We start from the raw sequence: 22,807 nt of genomic DNA on the forward strand, positions 1-22,807 counted from the left end.
CTTATTTGATATGATGCGCCCCGCTTGACCAGATATTCATTTCTGAGCCAGGTGGGGTTCCCGAGCGGCCAAAGGGAGCAGACTGTAAATCTGCCGTCACTGACTTCGAAGGTTCGAATCCTTCCCCCACCACCATCTGCATACGCCGCATACATTCCCACAGCACCCAGGATTACCGACTTCCCGTTGGGGAAGGATGAGAACCTTCGGCCAAGGTTCGAGCCGAGCGCAGCGAGACAACGATGCGCCAGCATCGGCCCGCAGGGTGAGGAGCGCAGCGACGAATATTCCTTCCCCCACCACCATCTGCATACGCCGCATACATTCCCACAGCACCCAGGATTACAGACTTCCCGTTGGGGGGAGGATGAGAACCTTCGACCAAGGTTCGAGCCGAGCGCAGCGAGACAACGATGCGCCAGCATCGGCCCGCAGGGTGAGGAGCGCAGCGACGAATCATCCTTCCCCCACCACCATCTGTATACGCCTCATTATTTCCCAAAGCACCCAGGATTACAGACTTCCCGTTGGGGAAGGATGAGAACCTTCGACCAAGGTTCGAGCCGAGCGCAGCGAGACAACGATGTGCCAGCATCGGCCCGCAGGGTGAGGAGCGCAGCGACGAATATTCCTTCCCCCACCACCATCTGCATACGCCGCATACATTCCCACAGCACCCAGGATTACCGACTTCCCGTTGGGGGGAGGATGAAACCTTCGCCAGGTTCGCCATCGTTTATAACCGTTTTTTTTTCTGCTACCATCACGTATCACTTCCCTGATGGCGCACAAAATGAAGTTTGTCTCCTTTAACATCAACGGGCTACGGGCCAGGCCCCATCAGCTCGAGGCCATTATCGAGCAGCATCAGCCCGACGTTATCGGCTTGCAGGAAACCAAAGTGCATGACGATATGTTCCCGCTGGAAGAGGTCTCCCGCCACGGCTACCACGTCTATTACCATGGCCAAAAAGGCCACTACGGCGTGGCGCTGCTGTGCCGCGAACAGCCGCTGGCGCTGCGCCGCGGGTTCGCGACGGACGAGGCCGACGCCCAGCGCCGCATTATCATGGCCGATTTCGCTACCCCGAAAGGCATCCTGACGCTGGTCAACGGCTACTTCCCCCAAGGGGAAAGCCGCGATCATCCGGTTAAGTTTCCCGCCAAGCAGCGTTTCTACCAGGATCTGCAACACTACGTTGAACAACACCACAATGCGCAATCCCTGTTGCTGATCATGGGCGATCTGAATATCAGTCCCACCGACCTGGATATCGGCATCGGCGAGGAAAGCCGTAAACGCTGGCTGCGCACCGGCAAATGCTCATTTTTGCCTGAAGAGCGGGAATGGCTGGGACGTCTGCAGACCTGGGGCATGGTTGATACCTTCCGCCAGCAATTTCCCGACAGCGCCGACCGGTTCTCCTGGTTCGATTACCGCTCGCGCGGCTTTGATGAAAATCGCGGGCTGCGCATTGACCTGCTGCTGGCGTCGCCGCTGCTGGCGCAGGCCTGCACGGCCACCGGCATCGACTATGCTATCCGTGCCATGGAAAAACCATCCGATCATGCGCCGGTCTGGGCGGATTTCACGCTGTGATTGCGCCGTCCCCGGCCATTGAGGTGGTGGCGGCCATTATCGAGCGCGACGGCCGCATTTTGGTGGCGCGGCGGGATGCCCGACGCGATCAGCCGGGCCTGTGGGAATTTCCCGGCGGCAAACAGGAGGCGGGGGAAAGCCAGCAGCAGGCGCTGCGGCGCGAGTTACAAGAGGAGTTGTCTATCGACGCCCAAATCGGCGCGTATATCGGCAGCGAACGCCTTACGCTGCCCGACCGCCATATCCAGCTGCACGCCTGGCACGTGACGGCTTTTAGCGGCAGGATATCGTTACACTGTCACAGTGAAATTGCCTGGCTTCCACCGGCGGTTGCCGCCACCTATGCGCTGGCGCCTGCGGATGGGCCGCTGTTACAGGCTTTTATACGTATACGCAGGCAATAAGGCGCGCGGCCAACGCCGGGCACAGGTATTTTTTATGGCCAAGCCGGCAGAAAAAATGTGACGGCGTCACAAAATACCTCAGGCGGCGCCCGCCTGGGGTTTTGGCGTACCGCGGGGCGCGCGCCGGAAGGTTTTTTTGCCTGTCGCGCCGGTATTTCCCTTAGCAGCGGCAGGCGGCAGGCCGCGCAATGACGGCGGCGCCGGCTGCTGTCGCGCCTGCTGGATAAGACTTTGCAGGGTAGCGGTCAGGGGCTGCATAAAATCCTCATAGCGGCACTGTTTTTCGCTGATTTTGGTCAGGGTCGCCTCCCAATGCGCGGTCATATCCGGGCTGGCGGCGCTGGGCGGCAGGGCATGGATCAGGCCGCGTCCCGTGGGGGTCGAGAGGATATTTCGCCCTTTTTTCACTAAAAACCCGCGGGTAAACAGCAGCTCGATAATGCCGGCGCGGGTGGCCTCGGTGCCCAGCCCGTCGGTGGCCCGCAGGATTTTTTTCAATTCCTTATCCTGCACAAACCGCGCGATACCGGTCATGGCGGACAACAGCGTCGCATCGTTGAACGGCCTCGGCGGCTGGGTCTCGCGGGACACCACTTCCCCCGACTCGCACAGCAGTTCATCCCCTTTCGCCACCACCGGCAGCGGCGTGCCGTCATTTTCCTCGTCGCGCTCCTTGCCGCCCAGCAGCGTGCGCCATCCAGCTTCCGCCAGAAAGCGCGCTTTGGCGACAAACTTGCCGCCGGCAATATCCAGATTGATCACGCAGCGGCGAAACATCGCATCGGCGCAAAACTGCATCAAATATTGCCGGGCCACCAGCGCATACACCTTATGCTCGTTTTCGGTGAGCGTCGTTTTGCCACCGCGGGCGGTAGGAATGATGGCATGATGCGCGTCCACCTTTTTATCATCCCAGGCGCGGTTTTTCTGGTCTTTATCCAGTGTTGCCTGCGTCATGAGGTCCGGCTGGTGGGCCTGGATGGCGTTAAGCACCGCCTGGCGCCCGGCAAAATGTTCTTCCGGCAGGTAACGGCAGTCCGAACGGGGATAGGTAATCAGCTTATGGGTCTCGTACAGGCGCTGGCAGACATCCAAGACCTGCTGGGCGCTAAGTCCATAGCGCCTGGCCGCCTCGATTTGCAGGGTTGACAAAGAGAACGGCAGCGGCGGCGCCTCGGCTTCCCGCTTATCCTGATACAGGGTTACGCGCGCCGGCTGGCCGGCGATACGGGTAACCACATGATCGGCCAGGGCGCGATGCAGCAGGCGTCCTTCCTCGTCCTGATAGGATTCGCAGGCCTCGCTGGGCACCCACAGGGCGACAAAGCGTTCTTGTGACGGTGTCACAATATGCGCCTTAACCTCAAAATAGGTTTTCGGCACAAAGTTCTCGATTTCCTCATCGCGCTTGACCACCAGCCCCAGCACCGGCGTCTGCACGCGACCCACGGATAATACGCCTTGATAGCCGGCGTTGCGGCCCAGGAGGGTATAAGCGCGGGTCATATTGATGCCGTAAAGCCAATCGGCGCGCGCACGCGCCAGCGCGGAAACGCACAGCGGAATAAATTCGCGGTTCTCGCGCAGACGGGAAATAGCCTTGCTGACCGCCTGCGGATTGAGATCGTTGACCAGACAGCGTTTGGCATTGCGACGTTTATCCCCGCTCAGCGCCAGGTAATCCAGCACCTCATCCACCAGCAGTTGGCCCTCGCGGTCCGGATCGCCGGCGTGGATCACTTCCGCGGCGTCGGCCAGCAGCTTTTTCACCACATTTAACTGTTTTTGCACCGATGGCCGCGGCTGCAGCCGCCATTTTTGCGGCACGATAGGTAAATCGGCCAGCGACCAGCGGGCATAGCGGCTGTCATACGCGTCGGGCTGCGCCTGCTCAAGCAGATGACCGATACACCAGGTCACCACATGGTCCGGTCCGCAGGCTATATAGCCGTCTCCCCGGCGGTGGGGCTGCGGCAGGACATCGGCAATCGCCCGGGCCAGGCTGGGTTTTTCAGCAATAAAAAGCTGCATCGCGCACCCTCTATTTTACTCTTACACAGGCCGCCAGGGCCGGATCTACGGGCATCAGGATACCACTGTTGGCCAGGCTGCGCCACGCGCCGCCGGCGCGCGGCGCGGGCACATCGCGCAACGCCGGCCCGCCGGGAACGGCTAGAAGTGACGCACGAACGGCTCCGTATCCGGCGCCAGGATAGTGGTGGAGGCTTTCAACTGCGGGGTACCCAAATACAAAAAGCCGACGATCTCATCCTGTTCACGGCAGCCGAACGCCTGTTTCACAGCCGGCGCCGTCGCCCACAGGCCGGTGCGCCAGATGCCGTTGAAGCCTTGCGCCAGGGCGGCCATCTGCATCGCCTGCACTGCGCATCCCGCCGAAATGACCTGCTCCCATCGTGGAACTTTGGTCTGGGTATCGCACCAGGCCAGTACGGCGATAATCATCGGCGCCCTGAACGGCGCCTGCCGGGCTTTTTCCACGCCCTTTTCGTCCAGCCCGGCCTCAAGTGCCGACTGGTGCAGCAGTTCGCTAAAACGCGTACGCCCTTCCCCGTCGATGATGACAAAGCGCCACGGCTGCAGCGCGCCATGATCCGGGGCGCGCATGCCGGCGCGGATAATATTATCCAGGACGTCGCCGGCGGGCGCCGGCTCGGCAAGTCGTGACGCCGAACGCCGGTTTAACAAAAGTTCTAATGCATCCATTACCTTACTCCTGATGGTGGGCACGACCGCTACGGTAACATATGCCCTTGGTTGGAAACAGTATGACGCTTTTTAAGCGGATTTTTTCTTATCTTTAATGCTGACTTTTAGCGGGGGGATCTTTAGGATACCTGACAACACACTCTCATCGGCATTGTGACGACTATTCAGCCATCGTAACGTTGATGGTTAAACGTTGCTGAGTTGATTTTAGATTATGATTCCTGCACACGTAGTTTTTATGGAGCACACATGCGCACATTGTGGCGAATAATATCCGGCCCCTTCAGATGGTGCTGGCGTTTGTTAAATTTCATCCGCGAATTTATCCTGAACCTGTTTCTTATTTTCATTATTGTCGTCTGCGTAGGTATTTACCTGCAATTGCACCGGTCGGCGCCGGAGCCGGGCAAAGGCGCCCTACTGGTGGATCTTACCGGGGTGGTGGTCGAAAAGCCGTCGGTCAATAATAAATTACGGCAAATCGGCCGTGAATTACTGGGCGCATCCAGTAACCGTTTGCAGGAAAACTCATTGTTTGACGTGGTGGATATGCTGCGCCAGGCAAAATCCGATGGCAACATTACCGGCCTGGTGCTTTCGCTGAAGGATTTCGCCGGCGCGGACCAGGCCTCGCTGCAGTATATCGGTAAGGCGCTGCGCGAATTCCGCGACTCCGGCAAGCCGATCTATGCCGCCGGCGACAGCTACAACCAGGCGCAGTACTACCTGGCCAGCTTCGCCAATAAAATCTACCTTACGCCCCAGGGCGCTGTGGATCTTCATGGCCTGGCCACCAATAATCTGTATTACAAATCACTGCTGGATAAATTGAAGGTCAATACCCATATTTTCCGGGTCGGCACCTATAAATCCGCCGTGGAGCCGTTCCTGCGCGATGATATGTCCCCCGCCGCCCGTGACGCCGACAGCCGCTGGCTCGGCCAGTTATGGCAGCACTATGTAGATACCGTGGCCGCAAACCGCCAGATCACGTCTGATCAGCTGTTCCCCGGCGCCCAGGCGATGGTGGCCGGCCTGCGGTCCGTCGACGGCGATACGGCGCAGTTCGCGCTGGCGAATAAGTGGGTCGATACCGTGGCCTCCCGTGTGGCCATCGAAGCGGAAATGACCAAGGCCTTTGGCTGGAACAAGCAAAAAAACGCGTTTAACGCCGTCAGTATTTATGATTACCAGACGCCGCGGCAACCGCAAAAAGGCGGCCAGATTGCGGTGATTTTCGCCAACGGCGCCATTATCGACGGCCCGGAAACCCCGGGGTCGGTCGGCGGCGACACGACCGCCGGCCAGATCCGCGACGCCAGGCTGGATCCCGATGTCAAGGCCATCGTCTTGCGGGTTAACAGTCCCGGCGGCAGCGTCAGCGCCTCCGAGATGATCCGTTCCGAGCTCGAGGCGGCGCGCGGCGCGGGTAAACCGGTGGTGGTTTCCATGGGCGGCATGGCCGCATCCGGCGGTTACTGGATTTCCACCCCGGCCAACTACATCATCGCCAGTCCCAGCACCCTCACCGGCTCGATCGGTATTTTCGGCGTTATCAACACCTTCGAGGATTCCCTGGGCAGCATAGGCGTCCATACCGATGGCGTCGCCACCTCGCCATTGGCCGATCTGTCGATGACCAAGGCGCTGCCGCCGGAATTTTCGCAGATGATGCAGCTCAACATCGAGAACGGCTACAAGAACTTTATTACGCTTGTGGGCAAGGCGCGGAACAAATCTCCCGAGGAGGTCGATAAGATTGCCCAGGGTCATGTCTGGGTCGGCAGCGATGCCAAGACCAACGGCCTGGTCGATCAGTTGGGGGATTTTGACGACGCGGTGGCGAAAGCGGCCGAACTGGCGAAATTACAGCAATACTACCTGAACTGGTATCTGGATGAGCCGAGCCTGCTTGATATGGTCATGTCGCAAACCAGCGCCGCGGTTTATGCGCATCTGCCCGTCATGATCCAGGCGTTCCTGCCGGCGCCGGCCGCGCAGGTTTCCGCCCTGTTTTCCACCCAGGCCAACGCGTTTCCGAAATTGAACGACCCCCAGAACCGTTACGCCTATTGCCTTACCTGCGGTGACGTCCAATAACCTGGCCGCCCCAACCGATACCAGCCCCGTCCGGGGCTGGTGTTATTGCCTGCAGGACGTATAATTAGCGTATTATCCCGTCAACGCCTGTCCCTTCATGTCAAAAAAATCCATTTATGTTGCGTATACCGGCGGCACCATTGGTATGCAACGTTCCGAAAACGGTTATATCCCGGTCTCGGGGCATCTGCAGCGTCAGCTGGCCCTGATGCCGGAATTCTATCGCCCGGAAATGCCCGATTTCACCGTGCATGAATACACGCCGCTGATCGACTCCTCCGATATGACGCCCGACGATTGGCAACATATCGCCCAGGATGTCGCGGAAAATTATCATCGCTATGATGGGTTTGTTATTTTACACGGCACGGACACCATGGCGTTCACCGCCTCCGCGCTGTCGTTTATGCTGGAAAACCTGAATAAGCCGGTGATCGTCACCGGATCGCAGATCCCGCTGGAGGAACTGCGATCCGACGGCCAGACCAATCTGCTCAACGCGCTGTACCTGGCGGCCAACTATCCCGTGAATGAAGTCAGCCTGTTTTTTAACAATAAGATGTTTCGCGGCAACCGCGCCACCAAAGCCCACGCCGACGGTTTCGACGCGTTTGCCTCACCCAATTTGCCGCCGCTGCTGGAAGCGGGCATCCATATACGCCGCATGGCCTCCCCGCTGCCGCCCGGGGGCGACGGCGTGCTTATCAGTCATCCGATCACGCCGCAGCCGGTCGGGGTGGTCACGCTTTATCCCGGCATTTCCGCCGATGTGGTGGGCAATTTTTTACGCCAGCCGGTGAAAGCGCTGATCCTGCGCTCCTACGGCGTGGGCAACGCCCCGCAGCACCCGGCGCTGCTGGATGAATTGCGCCAGGCGGTGGCGCGCGGAAGCATCGTGGTCAACCTGACCCAATGTTTTTCCGGCCGGGTCGATATGGGCGGCTACGCTACCGGCAACGCCCTGGCGCGGGCCGGCGTTATCAGCGGATTTGATATGACCGTCGAGGCCACCCTGACCAAACTGCACTTTTTATTGAGCCAGTCGCTGCCGGCCGCCGATATTTGCCGTCTGATGCAGCAAAACCTGCGCGGGGAGTTAACCGTTAAAGAGTGAACGGGAGAGATCTATGAACAGCGCCTTACTGTTGATCGATTTACAAAATGATTTTTGCCCGGGCGGCGCGCTGGCGGTCGCCGAGGGAGACGCGGTGATAAGCGTCGCCAACCAGGCGATGGCCTTTTGCCGCCGGTCGGGTTTCCCGGTGGCGGCCTCGCTGGACTGGCATCCACGCCAGCACGGCAGTTTTGCGGTCAACGCCGGCGCCCGGGTGGGCGATACCGGCATGCTGGACGGTCTCAGCCAGGTATGGTGGCCGGTGCACTGCGTACAGGATACCCCCGGGGCGCAGTTGCACCCGCAGTTGCATCAGCAATGGATTGACAAGAAGATCCTCAAGGGCCGCCAGCCCGAGATAGACAGCTACAGCGCGTTTTTTGATAACGGCCATCGCCAGCAGACCGAGCTGGATGACTGGCTGCGCGCGCTGGATATCACCCATCTGACGGTGATGGGGCTGGCGACCGACTATTGCGTAAAGTTCACCGTGCTTGACGCGCTGTCGCTGGGCTATCGCACCGACGTGCTCACCGAAGGATGCCGCGGCGTCAACCTGGACGCCGGCGACAGCCAAAGGGCGCTGGAGGAAATGCGCCGCCACGGCGCCAGGCTGGTGACCCTGGATGAGATGATGCGCGGCGTCTGAGCGCGAAGCGGCGCCGGCGAAGGATAGGCGTTTCCCGGCATGGTGACGCGGCCGCGCCTGCCGGGGTGGCCGCGCTATTCGGGCTTGATACGCGCCACCGGTCGCCCGGTCAGTTCCTCAAGCAGCTCGCGCTTGCTTTTCATCACGATTTGCCCGTCGGTGCCGATGCTCATATGCTCCGGCTGATGATTATGACGGGCCTGCCACAGCATCACCATTTGCAGGCAGTTATCCTTTTGTTCGGCGGTCAGGGGAACGCCGTCGGGCCATTTGCCCAGTTCCACCGCCGTTTTCAGGCGCTGGTAGATGTCAGGCGTCAGGTTAGCCAGTAGCGCATCAACGTCCACGATTTATTCCTTATCATAAGAATAATTAGCTGAATCGATAAAGCTTGCCTCCGCCGGCAGCGATACGCGCGGGTGTGTTACGTGCGAATCAGCCGTCGATTTCTTCGCCATTTTCCTGGTCCTTAAAACGCAGCGAAGCGGAGTTAACGCAAAAACGGGCGCCGCCGGGCTGCGGCCCGTCCGGGAATACGTGCCCAAGATGGGCATCGCAATTGCCGCAGCGGATCTCCACGCGATGCATACCATGGGAGTTGTCGTCCAGATAACGGATGGCGGACTCGTTAACCGGCTCGTAAAAACTCGGCCAGCCGCAGCCGGAGTCATATTTGGTTGCAGAAAAAAACAGCGGCGCGTTGCAGCACAGGCAGTGGTACTGGCCGGTGCGCTTATTTTCCAGCAACTTACCGCTATAAGGCGGCTCGGTGCCCCGCTCCTGCGTGACATGGCGCTGCATATCGGTCAGGTGGTCGGGGACGATGCGATCGGGATCATTTTTAGCCATACGTGCGATTCTCAGGCGGTGAATGAATGATAAGGGTTTTGAACCGGCTTATTATAACAAATAATTAACAACACCGGGATGATTTTTAGCTTAAACTAGAGGGCGAGAAACGACGTGAGCGGTAAGTGTGATGCATGTCACATTTAGCTGCCAGGTGCAGTTTAAATGGCGGGCTACGGCCCCCATCTTATTCGTAGCTGTGCGGGCGGCGGAACGGACAATTTACGTTCAAATGGTGTGATTACGTTTGATTTGCAGCAATAATTGACACGATTCCGCTTGACGCTGCGCGAGGTTTTTGTAAGTTTACAAGTAACCTTTTATTCACTAATAATTAGCTGGTGGAATATATGACTATCAAAGTAGGTATCAACGGTTTTGGCCGTATCGGCCGTATTGTTTTCCGTGCTGCGCAGGAACGTGACGATGTCGAAATCGTCGCCATCAATGACCTGTTAGACGCCGACTATATGGCTTACATGCTGAAGTATGATTCAACTCACGGTCGTTTCGACGGTACCGTGGAAGTGAAAGACGGCCATCTGGTTGTAAACGGCAAAACCATCCGTGTTACCGCTGAGAGAGATCCGGCTAACCTGAAATGGGGTGACGTTGGCGTTGACGTGGTTGCAGAAGCCACCGGCATCTTCCTGACCGACGAAACCGCCCGCAAGCACATCACCGCCGGCGCCAAGAAAGTGGTCCTGACGGGCCCTTCCAAGGACAATACCCCGATGTTCGTCATGGGCGTGAACCATAAATCCTATGATGGCCAGGATATCGTGTCCAACGCTTCCTGTACCACCAACTGCCTGGCGCCGCTGGCCAAAGTCCTTAACGATAAATTCGGTATCGTTGAAGCGCTGATGACCACCGTACACGCCACCACCGCAACGCAGAAAACCGTCGACGGCCCGTCCCATAAAGACTGGCGCGGCGGCCGCGGCGCGTCCCAGAACATCATTCCGTCCTCAACCGGCGCCGCCAAGGCCGTGGGTAAAGTTATCCCCGAGCTGAACGGTAAACTGACCGGCATGTCCTTCCGTGTTCCGACCCCGAACGTTTCCGTTGTCGATTTAACCGCGCGCATTGAAAAAAGCGCAACGTATGAAGAAATCTGCGCAGCGATGAAAGCAGCGTCCGAAGGCGAACTGAAAGGCGTAATGGGCTACACCGATGAAGACGTGGTTTCCACCGATTTCAACGGCGAAAAACTGACGTCGGTATTTGACGCCAAAGCCGGCATCGCGCTGAACAAGAATTTTGTAAAATTGGTAGCCTGGTACGATAACGAAACGGGTTATTCCAATAAAGTACTGGATCTGATTTCCCATATCGCCAAGTAATCATTGTCGATAAAGAACGGCTTATGGGGCGACAGCAATGTCGCCCTTTTTATTTGATTCCAATGCTTAACTTCACAAGGCTCATGTATGCATAACTCTGTTTTTGCGTTACCCGTCAAAGAGCAGCTCTCATCCTCCATCAGCTTGCGTCAGATGGATGAACTGCCGGTTATCGTCATCGATCATCCGCGCGTCAAGGCGGCGGTTACCCTGCAGGGCGCCCATCTGGTGGCCTGGCAGCCCGCAGGCGAAGAACCGGTGCTGTGGTTAAGCGACAGCAGCGAATTCAAGGATGGCGTGGCCATTCGCGGCGGCGTGCCCGTCTGCTGGCCCTGGTTCGGCAAGGTAGCCAGTCCCAACCATGGTTTTGCGCGTATCCTGCCCTGGCATCTCGACGTCCATCAGGAAAACGATCAGCAGGTCACCCTGTCCCTCAGCCTGCACGACAGCGCCGTTACCGAGCAATACTGGCCGAAACCCTTTACCCTGACCGCGACATTTGTCCTGGGCCGCACCTGCAGCATCGAACTGGAAGCCAAAGGCGATTTCCAGAACACCGCCGCCCTGCACAGCTATTTTAATATCAAGGATATTAACGACGTCAGCGTAAGCGGACTGGGCAACAGCTATATCGACAAGGTGAACGGCGGCGTTACCGCGCAACAGCAGGGCGACGTCACGTTCAGCGGCGAAGTGGATCGGGTATATACCCACCCGCAGGACATCAGCCTGATTAACGACCGGGGCAATAAACGCGTCATCGAAATCCATCATCACCACTACAGCGACGTGGTAGCCTGGAATCCCGGCGCGGAATTGGCGAAAAAAATCAGCGATATCACGGACGAGGGCTATAAAACCTATGTTTGCGTGGAAACCGCACGCGTCAATAAACCGCTGGTAGCCACGCCGGCCGCCCCCGCGCGCCTGGCGACGGTTATCAGCCTACGTAAAGCCTGACCGCGGCTTACGGCCCCATGGCGGCCAGGGCCGCCCACGCTAAACTGCAGCAAACCTGTTACCGGGAAAGCGTGCCGGTGGGGCCGGGCCGGTCCTCTCGGGTCGTCGCTAAGATCAGACGATATCCAGATGGGTTTTGCGCTGGGGCGCGGGAAACGCGCGATCCAATTCATCAAGGTGCGCCGCGCTCAATACCACCTCCAGCGCCCTGGCATTCTCCTTCACATGCGCCCGGCTTCCCGCCTTGGGAATAGCAATCACCCCCGGACGCCGTATCACCCATGCCAGTAACACCTGGGCCGGCGTAAGCGCCAGTTCGCCGGCGATACGCTGTACCGCCTGATTGTCCATCAACCCGTTACGCAGCTTGCCGGCCTGCGCCAGCGGACAGTATGCCATCACCGGCATTCCCCGTTCCTGGCACCACGGCAGCAGATCGTACTCAATACCGCGCGAGGCCAGATGGTACAACACCTGATCCGTCATACAGGCATCGCCGCCCGGCAGCGACCACAGTTCCTCCATATCCGCCACGTCCAGGTTCGACACGCCCCAACGTTTGATCTTTCCCGCCTGGCGCAGCGTCTCCATGGCGGCGATGGTATCGGACAACGGAATGCCGCCGCGCCAGTGCAATAAATACAGATCAAGATAATCGGTTTGCAGACGGCGCAGGCTGTTTTCGCATGCCGCCTGCGCCTTGGCGCCACCGGCATTCTGCGGATAGACCTTCGACACCAGGAACACCTCTTCGCGCCGGCCCTGTATCGCCCGGCCCACCACGCGCTCCGCGCCGCCGTCGGCGTACATTTCGGCGGTATCAATCAGGCTCAGCCCCAGGTCGAGTCCATACTGCAACGCGCGCGCCTCAGCCTGGATATCGCTGGACCGTTCGCCCATATACCAGGTGCCCTGACCTATCGCGGGCAGGGTATGCCCATCGGGAAAAATCACCTGTTTACTGGCCATAGTTCCTCCTGTTGTATAAAACACCGCGGGCGCACCTGATTGGTGCGCCCGCGCATAAATGCACCCCAATGAAGCATGGTGCGCACCATTTAAAAGCGGTAGGTCATCCCTACCCCGATAAGCGTCGTCGCGCTGGCATTCACCATCGGACTATCTTTCACTTCATCGCTCAACCGGGTATAGCGCGCCATCAGCGAGGCATTCCAGTTTTCGTTCAACGCGTAAACCGCCGTCAGCTCTAGGTACGGCGACCATCCGTCGTCGGCCTGGTATTCCGCCAAGCCGCTGCGCCTGGATTCATGCCGGCTGACGCCATAATAGTAATCGTTCTGGTTATCGCTGGCCCAGTTGGCGCCGATGCCGGGCAACAGGGTCAACCGGTCGAATGTAAAAGGATAAAGATAAGCGAGATCGGCGGTAAATCCATCGCTGTTATCCAGGATATCGCCCAGATAGGATGCGCGAACTATGCCCCATTGCGCCGTATACTTATAGCGCAGCCCCGCCATGGCGGTTCCGCGCCGCTTATCCAACTGCTTCATATAGCCGTAATCATTGTCGCTGGGCTTGAAGCCGAACGGCGAATATTCGGCCGTCAGCGACAGTTGGTTCTGCGCATCCTTCCACAGATAATAGCCGGCGCTCAGGCCTTGCAGGTAGACGCTGTCCCCGTCATAGTTAATGATGGGAAACGGGATTGTTCTGTCGTCGGCGCCTTTATAAGGGCTGGTGGCGTGCAGCGCGGATGCGCCCACGGACCAGGTGCCGGCCATTGCCACCGGGGCGCACAGGCCCAGGGCTACCGCGAGACTCAGTAAGGATAATGGGTGAGTTTTCACAATGGATGCTTCCCGTAGTGTTAAAAAAACGAACAAACCGCAATATAAACGTGAAGTGTAAAGTAAACCAACGCCGTTTGCCGATTATTTACAGAAAAGAACAATTAACGTCTAAATTATATCCTAATTTTATATACACTATGCCAAAATCGGTCCACAGCCCTACAGGCCGCGCCACACAGGGCTTTGGTAAAAAAACGTTAACTGAGTCATTGATATATCTTAAAAAAAGCGGTAACACATAAATGACATTTGCCAGATGCCAACTAAACTTTATTATAGAGAAAGGTTTTTCCTGAGAGCGGTAACAATAAAGTGCAAACAAAGTTGGCATAGTGGTTGCTGTACTTAGGAGAGATCGATTTTTTCAGGAGCACTAAATACTTATCCTAGCTCCTTTTTAACCTGTGCTAATAACGAAGGACGGGCATCGCTATGAACATATTTGACCAGTATCGTCAGCGCTACGAAGCTGCCAAGGACGAAGAGTTCACACTGCAGGAATTCCTTACCATCTGCCGCCAGGATCGCAGCGCATTCGCCAACGCGGCGGAAAGACTGTTAATGGCCATCGGTGAGCCGGTCATGGTCGACACCGCCCAGGAGCCACCGCTTTCCCGACTGTTTTCCAACCGCGTTATAGCACGCTACCCCGCCTTTGAAGAATTTTACGGCATGGAAGAGGCTATTGAGCAAATCGTGTCATATCTCAGGCACGCGGCCCAGGGACTGGAAGAAAAGAAACAAATCCTGTACCTGCTCGGACCGGTTGGCGGCGGTAAATCTTCCCTGGCCGAGCGTCTCAAGGCGCTGATGCAGCGGGTGCCCATCTACATCCTGAGCGCCAACGGCGAGCGCAGCCCGGTCAACGATCATCCGTTATGCCTGTTCAACCCGCAGGAAGACGCCAACATCCTCGAAAAAGAGTATAGCGTGCCGCGCCGCTATCTCGGCACCATCATGTCGCCGTGGGCGGCCAAACGCCTGCACGAGTTCGGCGGTGATATCACCCGTTTTAAAGTGGTCAAGGTCTGGCCGTCCATTCTAGAGCAGATAGCCATCGCCAAGACCGAGCCGGGCGATGAGAACAACCAGGACATCTCCGCCCTGGTCGGTAAAGTCGATATCCGCAAACTGGAGGACCACGCCCAGAACGATCCCGACGCCTATGGCTATTCCGGCGCCCTTTGCCGCTCCAACCAGGGCATCATGGAATTCGTCGAAATGTTCAAGGCGCCGATCAAGGTGCTGCATCCCCTGCTGACCGCCACCCAGGAAGGGAACTATAACGGTACCGAAGGTATCGCCGCGCTGCCGTTCAACGGCATCATTCTCGCCCACTCCAACGAATCGGAATGGGTGCAGTTCCGCAACAATAAAAACAACGAGGCGTTCCTTGACCGTGTCTACATCGTCAAAGTGCCTTATTGCCTGCGGGTTTCGCAGGAAATCAAGATCTACGAAAAACTGTTGGTCAATAGTGAGCTGTCGGAGTCGCCCTGCGCGCCGGGCACGCTGGAAACGCTGGCCCGTTTCTCCATCCTTTCACGGCTGAAAGAACCGGAAAACTCCAGTATCTACTCCAAAATGCGCATCTATGACGGCGAGAGCCTGAAAGATACCGACCCGAAGGCAAAATCCTATCAGGAATACCGTGATTACGCGGGGGTCGACGAAGGCATGAACGGCTTATCCACCCGCTTCGCCTTTAAAATCTTGTCGCGGGTATTCAACTTTGATCACGGCGAGGTAGCGGCTAACCCGGTACACTTATTTTATATCCTGGAACAGCAAATTGAACGCGAGCAGTTTCCGCAGGATATTGCCGAAAAATATCTCGAACATCTCAAGGGTTATTTGATTCCTAAATATGCCGAGTTTATCGGTAAGGAGATTCAAACCGCTTATCTCGAATCCTATTCCGAATATGGTCAAAATATATTTGACCGGTACGTGTCCTATGCCGATTTCTGGATCCAGGACCAGGAATACCGCGATCCAGATACCGGCCAGTTATTCGATCGGGAAGCACTGAATGCGGAATTGGAAAAAATTGAAAAACCGGCGGGCATCAGCAACCCGAAAGATTTCCGTAACGAAATCGTCAACTTCGTGCTGCGGGCCCGCGCCAACAATAACGGACGTAATCCTAACTGGACCAGTTATGAAAAATTGCGCACCGTTATTGAGAAAAAAATGTTCTCCAACACCGAAGAGTTGTTGCCTGTTATTTCATTTAATGCGAAAACATCTACCGATGAGCAGAAAAAACATGACGACTTTGTGGATCGCATGATGGAAAAGGGTTATACCCGCAAACAGGTGCGCCTGTTATGTGAATGGTATCTGCGGGTGAGGAAATCGTCTTGATCGCAGTAGCCGACATTGTCGTCACGCCGCCGCATTTGTGCTGCGGCGTGGCTGGCCGTAGTGGCTTATTGTCGAGGATTTCGGCATAAGTAAAGCTGGTGGACAATGTCGCCCGGAGGAAATATATGGCCTACTTTATTGACCGACGACTTAACGGCAAGAACAAAAGCATGGTGAACCGCCAGCGCTTTTTACGCCGCTATAAGTCGCAAATCAAACAGTCGATTGCCGGGGCCATCAACAAGCGTTCGGTTACCGATATAGAAAGCGGGGAATCGGTGTCGATTCCCAATACTGATATCAATGAGCCTATTTTCCATCAGGGACGTGGGGGCATGCGCCATCGGGTGCATCCCGGCAACGATCACTTTATCCAGAACGACCGCATTGAGCGTCCGCCCGCGGGCGGGGGCGGCGGCAGCGGCCAGGGCAATGCCAGCCAGGACGGCGAAGGCGAGGATGAATTCGTCTTTCAAATCTCGAAAGACGAATACCTCGACCTGCTGTTTGAGGACCTGGCGCTGCCCAATCTGCAAAAAAACCAGCATAAGCAGTTGAATGAGTACAAGACGCACCGTTCCGGCTATACGTCCACCGGCGTGCCGGCCAATATCAGCGTGGTGCGTTCGCTGCAAAACTCCTTAGTGCGGCGCACCGCCATGACCGCCGGCAAACGCCGCAGCATCCGGGAGCTCGAGGAGGAGCTGGCCATGCTCGCCAACAGCGAGCCGGCCCAATTGCTGGAGGAGGAGCGGATCCATAAGGAGATAGCGGAGCTGCGGCAGAAAATCGCCCGGGTACCGTTTATCGATACTTTTGATTTGCGTTATAAAAATTTCGAAAGGCGCGCCGAACCGTCAAGCCAGGCGGTCATGTTCTGTCTGATGGATGTGTCGGGTTCGATGGATCAGGCCACCAAGGATATGGCGAAGCGGTTTTATATCCTGCTGTATCTGTTTCTCAGCCGGACCTATAAAAACGTCGACGTGGTCTACATCCGTCATCACACCCAGGCCAAGGAAGTGGATGAGCATGAGTTTTTCTACTCCCAGGAAACCGGCGGCACCATTGTCTCCAGCGCGCTGAAGCTGATGGAAGAGGTGGTGAAGGAACGTTATGACCCCGCGCAGTGGAATATCTACGCCGCGCAGGCCTCCGACGGCGATAACTGGGCGGACGATTCGCCGCTGTGCCACGAACTGCTGGCCGGCAAGCTATTGCCGATGGTGCGGTATTATAGCTATATCGAGATCACCCGCCGGGCGCATCAAACCCTGTGGCGGGAATATGAAGATCTGCAGGCCAAATATGACAATTTTGCCATGCAGCATATCCGCGATCAGGAAGATATCTATCCGGTATTCAGGGAATTGTTCCATAAACAGGTTAACGAAAGATAAACGCAACTGTAGGTAAATCAGCCAGACTGCGGTTTTATTCTGGCTGATTTAGGTTTTGCCCCGCCCCGTTGCCACAACGCCCGTTGCCAGGCGTAGCTCCCGCCTCAGTGATGCCCTTCGCGGTAGATTTCGATGCGATCCCGGCCGTTTTGTTTCGCCAGATATAACGCGTTGTCGGCTTTTTTAATTAAGCGCTCATAATCGGGATGGCCGTCGAATATGCACAGGCCGACGCTCACCGTCAGGGTGATATTGCCACCGTCCGCCGGCTGGACCGGCCGCTCCGCGATGCGGTTGCGAATGGTGTTCAGTATGGAAACCGCCTGGCTTTCGGACGTTTCCACAAACAGCAGCATAAATTCCTCCCCGCCGTAACGAAAAACATAATCGCTGCTGCGTACGCTCTCATAGAGGGTCACGGCAATTTTTTTCAGCGCCGCATCCCCGGCATCATGACCAAAGCTGTCGTTAATGCTTTTGAAATAGTCGACATCCAGTATGGCGATGACAAACGGCGTGCCGGAGCGCATCGCCAGGGCGATTTCCCGGCGCAGTATGGTGGGAATAAAGCGCCGGTTCAGCAGATTGGTCAGGGGATCTTTGCCATTTTCAAATTTCGCCAGCTCGTCGAACAGCGTCGCCAGCAGCGTGCTGATCTGCTTTACCTGGTTACGCACGGTGCGCAGCAGTTGGTGGCGCAGTTCCGCTACCGCCACCCGATCGGCGCTGTAGGAGGCAATAAACGCGTCGGCGCCGGCCAACAATCCCTCGATGGCGGCGACTTCGTCAACGGATTCAAACACGTGCCGTCCTTTGTGCTGAAACCACAGCCCGAATTCCGCGTCTGCCAGCGGCACGATCTCCGCCAGGGGAAGACCGGTGGCGATGTTGTAGATAAACTGGTTTTCCCAGTTCAGCAACGCCGCAAGCTGGCGCTCCCGTTCGACATGGACGTTGTCGAGAATGGAGAATAAGCGGAAATTCTCCTTGTCCTTGGTGGTATTTTCATGGGACCGGGAATACGCCGTGGTCATGACTTCGATAGCCATATCCATAGCCAGGGATGAAAAGCGCATGGCGTCGTAACATAAGGCCAAATCGGTAATATCGCGCCGCAGAAGGATATAAAGGGATCTTTTGGCACGGCGGGCGCCGCGCGCCACCAGATCAATGGGGATGCCGATGCGGGCATGCACGTCGCCGACCTTACGCTGGACGCTGATCAATGCCGGCAGATCGGCGGCGGAACTGCTCAATACCGCCTTTAGCCATTGAACCAGCGTGGCATGCAGACGATCCTTGACCTGCTGGCTGGAAAGAAATAGCCGGGCGCTATCATCCCCCAGCATATAATCGTAAAAATCGTCCACCAATAAATCAATATCTTCATTTTTAAATGAAATTAATAGCTTATGTGCGGCCTCGCTGGTGATGGCAATCAAATCCTGCCATTCCTTCACGATCAGCATGTCGTAATATTGCCCGTCAAATTTCATCGGAATTTTTATTCAGTAATTCATTATCAGCGGTAATTTATAGTAACATGAATGAAAAACCCAGGCATGCGCCATAGCATGGGCGCTCCATTCAGACCCCATTGTCCAGCCGCCGGCCGATGTCGATGATTATCCCGGCACGGCCATGGCATAAAACCCTTTGCGTCGATTTTTAGCCATTATCCCGCGTATTGGACGTGAAATGCCTAAAAATAGCCTTTTGGCAAAAAACGGCTTTGTGGTTGGCGTGAAAGGAGGTAGTTTGAAAGCCCCCTCCATGCATAAACAGCGGCACCCATCACCGCCCGGCAATATTGTCTGGAACAGTAGCCTCTTATTTCCGTTCAGGATGAGCGGGAGCCGGCGAAAACAATAAAGGAGAGTTAGGTTGGACAGCAGCACCATCATCAGTTTATTTATTATTGGCTCTATTTTAGTGGGCGGCAGCATCCTGCTGAGTTCCCTCTCTTCCCGTTTGGGTATTCCAATCCTGGTTATTTTCCTGGCCATCGGCATGTTGGCCGGGGTGGACGGTATCGGCGGCATCGGTTTCGATAATTATCCGGTCGCCTACCTCATCAGCAACCTGGCGCTGGCGGTGATATTACTCGACGGCGGCATGCGCACCCGCGCCACCTCGTTTCGCGTGGCGCTGTGGCCCGCGCTGTCGCTGGCGACTGTGGGCGTACTGATTACCGCCGGACTGACCGGCATGGTGGCGGCCTGGCTATTTCACCTCAACCTGATAGAAGGGTTGTTGCTCGGCGCCATCGTCGGTTCCACCGACGCCGCCGCGGTATTCTCGCTGCTGGGCGACAAAGGCCTGAACGAGCGCGTCAACGCCACGCTTGAAATTGAGTCCGGCAGCAATGATCCCATGGCGGTGTTTTTGACCATTACGCTTATCTCGATGATCCAGGGACATGAATCCCATTTAAGCTGGATGTTCCTGGTGCATTTGATCCAGCAGTTCGGCCTGGGGATGTTGTTCGGCCTGGGCGGCGGCTGGCTGCTGCTGCAAACCATTAACCGAATTTCCCTGGCCCCGGGACTGTATCCGCTGCTGGCGGTAAGCGGCGGCATCATGATTTTCTCCCTGACCACGGCGCTGGAAGGCAGCGGCATCCTGGCGGTCTATCTCTGCGGCTTTTTATTAGGCAACCGGCCGATCCGCAACCGACACGGTATTTTGCAAACCTTCGACGGCATGGCCTGGTTAAGCCAGATCGGCATGTTTTTGGTGCTGGGGTTGTTGGTGACGCCCAGCGATTTGTGGATGATTGCGGTGCCGGCGCTGATCTTGTCGCTCTGGCTGATGCTGGTCGCCCGTCCGTTATCCATTTGGGTCGGGTTGCTGCCCTTTCGCAACTTTACCGCCCGGGAGCGGGTATTTCTCTCCTGGGTGGGCCTGCGCGGCGCCGTACCGATCATCCTGGCGGTATTCCCGATGATGGCCGGCCTGGACCACGCGCGCCTGTATTTTAACGTCGCGTTTTTTATCGTATTGATTTCACTTTTGCTGCAGGGAACGTCGCTGGGTTTTGCCGCCAGGCTGGCTAAGGTGGTGGTGCCGCCCACCGCCAAGCCTATCAACCGGGTGGGCATGGATATCCATCCCGAAAATCCCTGGGAACAGTTTATTTACCAGCTTAATGAGGATAACTGGTGTGTCGGCGCCGCGCTGCGCGATATGAAAATGCCCAAGCACACCCGTATCGCCGCGTTGTTTCGCGATAACGTGATGTTGCACCCCACCGGCAACACCCGGTTGAAAGAGGGCGATGTACTGTGCGTTATCGGCCGGGAACGGGATTTGCCGGCGCTGGGCAGGCTGTTCAGCCAGTCGCCGCCGGTGGCGTTGGATCAGCGTTTTTTCGGCGATTTTATTCTCGAGGCCAATGCCAGGCTGGAAGACGTGGCGGCCATCTATGGCCTCGATCTGCATGAGAAAGTGGAACATGAGCTGACGCTGGGCGCCTTTGTGATGCAATTATTGGGCGGCGGCGAACCGGTGGTGGGCGATAACGTCGTCTCGGAAGGATTGGTGTGGACCATCGCCGAAAAAGACGATCAGAAAGTGAGTAAAATCGGTATTAAAATCGCCGAAGAGCAGGTTTAACGGCGCCGCGGCAACGCAAAAACGTCGCCATCTGCCCGGATGGGCCGGTGCCAGCGCCGTCGGCACGGCGGACGGGGGGCGTCAATCCAGGGATTCGGTGGCGGCGTAGATTTTGGTCAGCACCTGCATGGCAACCTGGATATCCTGTTCGGTCACGTTTTCCAGGATCTCCTTACCGATGGCATCGGCTTCCATGCGCACTTTTTCGTACAATGCCTTGCCTTCGGCGGTGACCACCAGCAATTTCTTGCGCCGGTCCTGGGCGGTGGGAATGCGCTGAACCAAATCCAGCTTCACCAGGCGGTCTATCATGGAGACGATAGTGGCGCCTTCGACGCCGAGGATCAGCGCCAGTTCGCTTTGCGACAGCGGCGACTGCGCGCCGGCTATCGCCGCCACCGCCACCCAGCTGGCCTGGCTGAGCCCGAGATATTTCAAACGCCGGTCAATCGCCATGCGCAATGCCCTGGAAGTCAAATGCAACAATTTGGAAAAACTTTTATATTCCGTTTTCATAAAGGCGGGTAACAACATCAGAAACAATGTGACAAAAATTATCATATATTAGCCTGGATGACCATTTTTCCTCTTTCCTTGCCCGCCGGCTGCCCCTATTCTTAAGCTCGTTCTTAATATGTGGTTATAGATGCGAAAATTTCTGCTGCTGTTGCTGTCATTAGTATTGCTGGGTCCGCTGGGTATCGATCTCTATTTGCCCGTGATCCCGGGCATCGCCAAAGGACTGGGTACTCCGGAGTCCCTGATCCAGTCCACTATCCCGCTGTTTATCCTGGTCATGGGCGTCGGTCAGCTGCTTACCGGCCCCCTGGTGGATTATTTCGGCCGCCGGCCCATGGCGCTGGCGGGCGTGGCGCTGTACGGCCTGGGGGCCGCCATGGCGGCCCTGGCCCAACTGCCCGCGGTGTTCCTGTGCTCGCGGGTGTTGCAGGGCCTGGCGGTATGCTGTACCACCGTCGCCTTGTTCAGCTGCGTGCGCGACCGGCTCAACGGCGACGACGCGGCCCGCGCCTTCAGCTTCCTGAACGGCACGCTGAATATCGTGCCGGCGCTGGCCCCGCTGGCCGGCGGGCTGCTGGCCGAGTGGTTCGGCTGGCGCGCGCCCTTCTGGGCGCTGACTGCTTATGCCCTGGTGGTGCTGGCGTTGATTGCCCGGGGATTGCCGGAAACGCGCCCGGGCAATACCCTGCGCCGCCTGGGCCTGCCGGTGAACGCCTATCTGGCGATCCTCGGTCAGCGGCGGTTTCGGGTGTTTTCCCTGGTCAATACCGGCGCCATGGCGATGGCGCTGACCTATGTGTCGCTTTCATCCCAGGTGCTGATGGGGGTGGCCCACTTGACGCCGCTGCAGTTTTCGCTGGCCTTCGGCGCCAATGGGGGCTGGATTATGCTGGTCAGCGTCATCGCCAACCGGGTGATCCGCAAAGCGGGCCGCCCCGCCTGCCTGACCATCGGTACCCTGCTGATGGGTCTGGGCAGCCTGACGTTACTGACCAGCGTCGCCTGGACGCCGCTGATATGGCAAACCCACTGGCTGAGCTATATGCTGCCGGTGGCGATAGCCTGTTCCGGACTGGCCTTTCTGTTGGGCCCCGCCGCCAGCTACGCGCTGGAGCCGTATCCCGACCAGGCGGGCGTGGCGGCCGCGCTGAACGGCTTTGTCCAGATGGCGGGCGCGGCCGCCATCAGCCTGGCGTTTATCGCCCTGCCGCTGCCGCCGCGCCTGTCGCTGTCGTTGGTGATGTTATTGGGCGCGGTATTTGCCGGCCTCGCCCGCCTGCATACCCGGCGCTTGTCGGGGAGGCTGACGTCATTGCAGCAATAGCACCGGCGGCGGCGGCCCCGCC

General features: G+C 57.3%; 19 protein-coding genes, 1 tRNA gene and 3 other RNA genes. 15 read left to right on the forward strand and 8 right to left on the reverse strand.

The genetic code is table 11. The features are described from left to right. Nucleotides 1–50 precede the first annotated feature (50 nt). The 6 genes from ACL2XG_RS04615 (at nt 51) to ACL2XG_RS04640 (ending at nt 2,004) form a co-directional block, all read left to right on the forward strand. A tRNA-Tyr gene (locus ACL2XG_RS04615) sits at nt 51–135 on the forward strand. Nucleotides 136–175: 40 nt separating this feature from the next. After that, nucleotides 176–305: non-coding RNA, RtT sRNA (locus ACL2XG_RS04620), on the forward strand. Nucleotides 306–346: 41 nt separating this feature from the next. Then, nucleotides 347–476, forward strand: a non-coding RNA gene (locus tag ACL2XG_RS04625) — RtT sRNA. Nucleotides 477–516: 40 nt separating this feature from the next. Continuing rightward, a non-coding RNA gene (locus ACL2XG_RS04630) (RtT sRNA) lies at nt 517–646 on the forward strand. Nucleotides 647–793: 147 nt separating this feature from the next. Continuing rightward, a complete protein-coding gene (xthA, locus tag ACL2XG_RS04635) occupies nt 794–1,600 on the forward strand; it encodes an exodeoxyribonuclease III (RefSeq protein WP_413722776.1) in 807 nt (268 codons plus the stop codon). Continuing rightward, nucleotides 1,597–2,004, forward strand: a complete 408-nt coding sequence (locus ACL2XG_RS04640) for a pyrimidine (deoxy)nucleoside triphosphate diphosphatase (RefSeq protein WP_413722775.1) — start codon at nt 1,597–1,599, stop codon at nt 2,002–2,004. Before xthA ends, ACL2XG_RS04640 begins: the two co-directional genes overlap by 4 nt. Nucleotides 2,005–2,082: 78 nt before the next feature. Here the strand turns inward: ACL2XG_RS04640 and ACL2XG_RS04645 are convergent, their stop codons facing one another. Continuing rightward, on the reverse strand, nt 2,083–4,035 hold the full coding sequence (locus ACL2XG_RS04645) for a DNA topoisomerase III (RefSeq protein WP_413722774.1): 1,953 nt from the start codon (nt 4,033–4,035) through the stop codon (nt 2,083–2,085). 141 nt (nt 4,036–4,176) lie between these two features. Then, on the reverse strand, nt 4,177–4,728 hold the full coding sequence (locus ACL2XG_RS04650; protein WP_410015259.1) for an NAD(P)H nitroreductase: 552 nt from the start codon (nt 4,726–4,728) through the stop codon (nt 4,177–4,179). A 252-nt stretch (nt 4,729–4,980) separates the two neighbouring features. Here ACL2XG_RS04650 and sppA point away from each other — a divergent pair, with 252 nt between their 5' ends. From sppA to pncA, 3 genes are all read left to right on the forward strand, one after another. Next, complete coding sequence (gene sppA / locus ACL2XG_RS04655) at nt 4,981–6,831, forward strand: signal peptide peptidase SppA (protein ID WP_413722773.1); 1,851 nt, start codon at nt 4,981–4,983, stop codon at nt 6,829–6,831. A 97-nt stretch (nt 6,832–6,928) separates the two neighbouring features. Then, nucleotides 6,929–7,945 (forward strand): asparaginase, encoded by a 1,017-nt coding sequence (gene ansA / locus ACL2XG_RS04660; RefSeq protein WP_410015260.1) that lies wholly within the window; start codon nt 6,929–6,931, stop codon nt 7,943–7,945. 13 nt (nt 7,946–7,958) lie between these two features. Continuing rightward, nucleotides 7,959–8,594 carry a bifunctional nicotinamidase/pyrazinamidase gene (pncA, locus tag ACL2XG_RS04665; protein WP_410015261.1) on the forward strand — a complete coding sequence of 212 codons (636 nt, stop codon included), beginning with the start codon at nt 7,959–7,961 and terminating at the stop codon, nt 8,592–8,594. Between the two features lie 74 nt (nt 8,595–8,668). On the opposite strand, the gene ACL2XG_RS04670 is transcribed toward pncA, so the two are convergent. Both ACL2XG_RS04670 and msrB read right to left on the reverse strand, forming a co-directional pair. Further along, complete coding sequence (locus tag ACL2XG_RS04670; RefSeq protein WP_410015262.1) at nt 8,669–8,941, reverse strand: YeaC family protein; 273 nt, start codon at nt 8,939–8,941, stop codon at nt 8,669–8,671. An 88-nt stretch (nt 8,942–9,029) separates the two neighbouring features. Next, complete coding sequence (msrB, locus tag ACL2XG_RS04675) at nt 9,030–9,443, reverse strand: peptide-methionine (R)-S-oxide reductase MsrB (RefSeq protein ID WP_410015263.1); 414 nt, start codon at nt 9,441–9,443, stop codon at nt 9,030–9,032. A gap of 350 nt (nt 9,444–9,793) precedes the next feature. Here msrB and gapA point away from each other — a divergent pair, with 350 nt between their 5' ends. Together gapA and ACL2XG_RS04685 are read left to right on the forward strand one after the other, a co-directional pair. Further along, entirely contained in the window at nt 9,794–10,789 is a 996-nt protein-coding gene (gene gapA / locus ACL2XG_RS04680; protein ID WP_410015264.1) for a glyceraldehyde-3-phosphate dehydrogenase, read from the forward strand. Nucleotides 10,790–10,876: 87 nt separating this feature from the next. Next, a complete protein-coding gene (locus ACL2XG_RS04685; protein ID WP_410015265.1) occupies nt 10,877–11,749 on the forward strand; it encodes a D-hexose-6-phosphate mutarotase in 873 nt (290 codons plus the stop codon). Nucleotides 11,750–11,863: 114 nt separating this feature from the next. Here ACL2XG_RS04685 and ACL2XG_RS04690 read toward each other — a convergent pair whose 3' ends face one another. Further along, on the reverse strand, nt 11,864–12,718 hold the full coding sequence (locus ACL2XG_RS04690) for an aldo/keto reductase (protein WP_413722772.1): 855 nt from the start codon (nt 12,716–12,718) through the stop codon (nt 11,864–11,866). Nucleotides 12,719–12,807: 89 nt separating this feature from the next. Further along, the gene (locus ACL2XG_RS04695) at nt 12,808–13,557 is read right to left on the reverse strand and encodes a MipA/OmpV family protein (protein WP_410015267.1); all 750 of its coding nucleotides are present in this window, start codon (nt 13,555–13,557) and stop codon (nt 12,808–12,810) included. 435 nt (nt 13,558–13,992) lie between these two features. On the opposite strand from ACL2XG_RS04695, the gene ACL2XG_RS04700 reads away from it, so the two are divergent. Next, nucleotides 13,993–15,927, forward strand: a complete 1,935-nt coding sequence (locus ACL2XG_RS04700) for a PrkA family serine protein kinase (RefSeq protein ID WP_410015268.1) — start codon at nt 13,993–13,995, stop codon at nt 15,925–15,927. Between the two features lie 125 nt (nt 15,928–16,052). Next, the gene (locus ACL2XG_RS04705; RefSeq protein WP_410015269.1) at nt 16,053–17,327 is read left to right on the forward strand and encodes a YeaH/YhbH family protein; all 1,275 of its coding nucleotides are present in this window, start codon (nt 16,053–16,055) and stop codon (nt 17,325–17,327) included. A gap of 104 nt (nt 17,328–17,431) precedes the next feature. Here ACL2XG_RS04705 and ACL2XG_RS04710 read toward each other — a convergent pair whose 3' ends face one another. Next, nucleotides 17,432–18,823, reverse strand: a complete 1,392-nt coding sequence (locus ACL2XG_RS04710; RefSeq protein WP_413722771.1) for a diguanylate cyclase — start codon at nt 18,821–18,823, stop codon at nt 17,432–17,434. 388 nt (nt 18,824–19,211) lie between these two features. Here ACL2XG_RS04710 and ACL2XG_RS04715 point away from each other — a divergent pair, with 388 nt between their 5' ends. Next, the gene (locus ACL2XG_RS04715) at nt 19,212–20,942 is read left to right on the forward strand and encodes a potassium/proton antiporter (RefSeq protein WP_410015271.1); all 1,731 of its coding nucleotides are present in this window, start codon (nt 19,212–19,214) and stop codon (nt 20,940–20,942) included. 81 nt (nt 20,943–21,023) lie between these two features. Here ACL2XG_RS04715 and ACL2XG_RS04720 read toward each other — a convergent pair whose 3' ends face one another. Then, nucleotides 21,024–21,458 carry a MarR family winged helix-turn-helix transcriptional regulator gene (locus tag ACL2XG_RS04720; protein WP_410016557.1) on the reverse strand — a complete coding sequence of 145 codons (435 nt, stop codon included), beginning with the start codon at nt 21,456–21,458 and terminating at the stop codon, nt 21,024–21,026. Nucleotides 21,459–21,588: 130 nt separating this feature from the next. Between ACL2XG_RS04720 and ACL2XG_RS04725 the strand changes: the two genes are divergently transcribed. Continuing rightward, entirely contained in the window at nt 21,589–22,785 is a 1,197-nt protein-coding gene (locus ACL2XG_RS04725) for a multidrug effflux MFS transporter (protein ID WP_413722770.1), read from the forward strand. The last annotated feature ends 22 nt before the right edge of the window (nt 22,786–22,807 follow it).

The organism is Sodalis sp. RH24 (assembly GCF_047324145.1).
GTDB lineage: Bacteria > Pseudomonadota > Gammaproteobacteria > Enterobacterales > Enterobacteriaceae > Acerihabitans.